Origin of the sequence: Mesorhizobium sp. M7A.F.Ca.CA.003.01.2.1 (assembly GCF_003998945.1) — a bacterium.
GTDB lineage: Bacteria > Pseudomonadota > Alphaproteobacteria > Rhizobiales > Rhizobiaceae > Mesorhizobium > Mesorhizobium ciceri.
The window spans coordinates 1-2,921 of record NZ_RZRA01000747.1 but is presented as its reverse complement, the minus strand read 5'-3'; the positions used below and the strand labels follow the sequence as shown (position 1 = coordinate 2,921).

Genomic DNA, 2,921 nt, shown 5'->3' with positions numbered 1-2,921 from the left:
CCGGTCAGCGCATCGGCCAGGTCCTCATTGACCGAGCCGCCCGGAAATGGCCGCAGCAACAGGCCGATGCCGTAATAGACGGCGCCTGTGGCAATGGTGGCGACAATCGGCTGCAGCCGGCCATAGATGACGATGGCGCCGTTGATGGCGCCGCACAGCAGTCCCACCGCCAGCACGGCGATGACGCCGAGCGTCGTCTGCATCGGCGTTCCCACCACCAGCCACGAAGCCAGGCAGTTGGTGAGGAGAAAAATCATGCCGACGGACAGGTCGATGCCGGCGGTGATCACCACCAGCGTCTGCGCCATGGCGACGAAGGCGAGCAGCACGCCCTTGTTGGCCGCCGTCTGCACCACATTGGCGGTGAAGCCGGCCGGATGGTTCGAGGTGTAGATGACGAACATGACGATGAAGATGCCGAACGCCAGCAGCGTTCCGCGCTGCTCGGCCAGCCAGTAGCGCCAATCCTTCATGCGCCCACTCCCAGGCCCACCCGGCTCTCCTCGCCATGGATGTTGAGCGCGCTTGATATCAGCGCCCGCTCGGTGATCTCGGCGCCGACCAGCTCGCGCTTGACCGCCCCGTCATAGAGCACAAGCACACGGTCGCAGCAGCCGATCAGCTCGTCATAGTCGGTCGAGTAGAACAGGATCGCAGCACCCGCGTCGGCCAGTTTGCGCATCAGCTGGTACAGCTCCTGCTTGGTGCCGACGTCGATGCCGCGCGTCGGATCGTTGAGCAGGATGATGCGCGGCTGGCGCATCAGCCATTTGGCGATGACCACCTTCTGCTGGTTGCCGCCCGAAAGCGCGCCGACCGGAATGTCGAGGCCCGCCGTCTTGATCGCCAAAAGACCGACCATGTCGTCGATCAGCCGCTGCTCGGCGGCACGGTCGATGATGCCGGCTTTCGACAACCGGTCGAGCGCGGCGAAGGACAGGTTCTCGCGCACCGTCATCGGCAGCATCAGCCCTTCGGTCTTGCGGTCCTCGGGAATGAGCGCCATGCCGATGCCGTCGTCGCGCGCAACGGATGGACTGGTGATCGACACAGGCTTGCCGTCGATCAGGATCTGGCCGCTGAGGCCGCGCAGCACGCCGAAGAAGGAGAGCAGCAATTCGCGCTGGCCCTGGCCGTCGAGGCCGCCAAGGCCGACCACCTCACCTGCCCTGACGGTCAGCGAGATGTCGTGCAGCCGGTCGGCCCATGAGAGCTTGCGGGCCTCGAGCCTGGGGGCCGCGGCGGCAGGCACGGCCGTCGGCTTGGGCGGAAAGATATGGCTGTATTCGCGGCCGATCATCAGTTCGACCACCTCATTGTCACTCTTCGAGCCGGCTGGATAGCTGGCGACATTGCGGCCGTTGCGGAACACCGTGCACTGGTCCGCCAGTTCGGCGATCTCGTTCATGCGGTGCGAGATGTAAAGCAGCGCCAGCCCTTCCGCGCGCAGCCGCTTCAGCACCGCGAAGATCTTCGAGACATCCGCGGCAGTCAGCGCGGAGGTCGCCTCGTCGAGGATGAGGATGCGCGGCTTGCGTGCCAATGCCTTGGCGATCTCGACCATCTGCCGGCGCGACAATGGCAGGTCCTTGACCAGCGCCAGCGGGTGGATGTCGGCGGCGCCGGCACGAGCAAGTGCTTCTTCGGCGATGCGGCGTTGCGCCTTGCGGTCGATCATGCCGAAGCGTTTGGGCGGGTCGGAAATGACTATGTTGTCGGCAACGCTTAGCTCGGGGACCAGCGACAGTTCCTGGAAGATGCAGACGATGCCGGCCTTATTGGCGGCACCCGGAGAGGCGAAGGTCGCCTCGCGCCCATCCAGAGTCATGCGCCCCTCATCGGGCGCCACGACACCTGCCATGACCTTGATCAGCGTCGATTTGCCGGCGCCGTTTTCACCGAGAATGGCGTGAATGCTGCCGGCTTCGACAACAAGCTCGGCCTTCTCCAGCGCGCGTACACCGCCATAGCGCTTGGATATGCCTTCCATACGAAAGAGCGGAGCCGCACCGTCCATCGGCCCTCCCAGGGCGATTGTGGAATTGAGACAAACGCCGCGGCTCAAGCCGCGGCGCCAGGTGACAGCCAGCGATGATTTACTGGTTTTCCTTGGTCTGACCCATGATTTCCTGGGCGCTGAAATTGATGCCGCAGGTCGGGAAGGAATTGCCGACGAAGAAATTGTCGGATTCCTTGGGGAAGTAATCCGTGCCTTCCTTCATGTTCGGGTCTTCGGCGATCGCCAGCGGCAGCTTCACCTCTTGTGGCACGACTTCGCCTTCGAGTGCGGCGATCGCGGTCTTGATGGCGACGGCGACCTGAGCCGGGCCCGAGCCCGCGGACGAGCACTTCAGCCCGTCGGCTGAATGCGCGGCGCAGAACTTGCGGAAGCCGTTCTCGGTCTCGCCGCCAAACGGCACGAACGGATGCTTGGCGTCGATCATCGCCTGCACGATGCCCGTGTCGCCGCCCTGCCCGGTGATGCCGTCGAACGGACCGTTGGTGGCGATCGCATCCGCGGTCACCTTCTGTGCCACGCCGTCATCCCATTTGCCGGCGACTTCGGTCACGTCCCACTTCTTGCCGGACGCATCGAACACCTCGTGGATGCCGTTGTGACGATCGGTGTCGACGGAGGTGCCGGCGACGCCGCGCACTTCCAGGATCTTGCCGCCGTTCGGTATCTTGCCGACCAGCCACTTGGCCCACAATTCGCCAAGACCCTTCTGATCGACATTGACGTTGATGGCGTCCTTGGTATCGAGAATGTTGTCGAAGGCGACCAGCACGATGCCCGCTTCCTTGGCACGCTTGATGACCGGACCGAAGGCCGTCGGGTTCTGGGCGTCGGTGACGATGGCGTCATAGCCGGAATCGATGAAATTGTTGATCGCCGAGATCTGTGCCGGCACGTCCTCGCC

2 protein-coding genes and 1 pseudogene are annotated in these 2,921 nt (G+C 64.1%); all 3 read right to left on the bottom strand.

What is annotated here, in order from left to right:
• Positions 1-473 (bottom strand): annotated as a pseudogene (locus EN969_RS24825) (ABC transporter permease); the annotation flags it as partial.
• On the bottom strand, positions 470-2,017 hold the full coding sequence (locus tag EN969_RS24820) for a sugar ABC transporter ATP-binding protein (protein WP_063168516.1): 1,548 nt from the start codon (positions 2,015-2,017) through the stop codon (positions 470-472). The gene EN969_RS24820 and the pseudogene EN969_RS24825, both read right to left, overlap by 4 nt.
• A gap of 79 nt (positions 2,018-2,096) precedes the next feature.
• On the bottom strand, positions 2,097-2,921 hold an 825-nt coding region (locus EN969_RS24815), incomplete at its 5' end, for a sugar ABC transporter substrate-binding protein (RefSeq protein WP_127419474.1).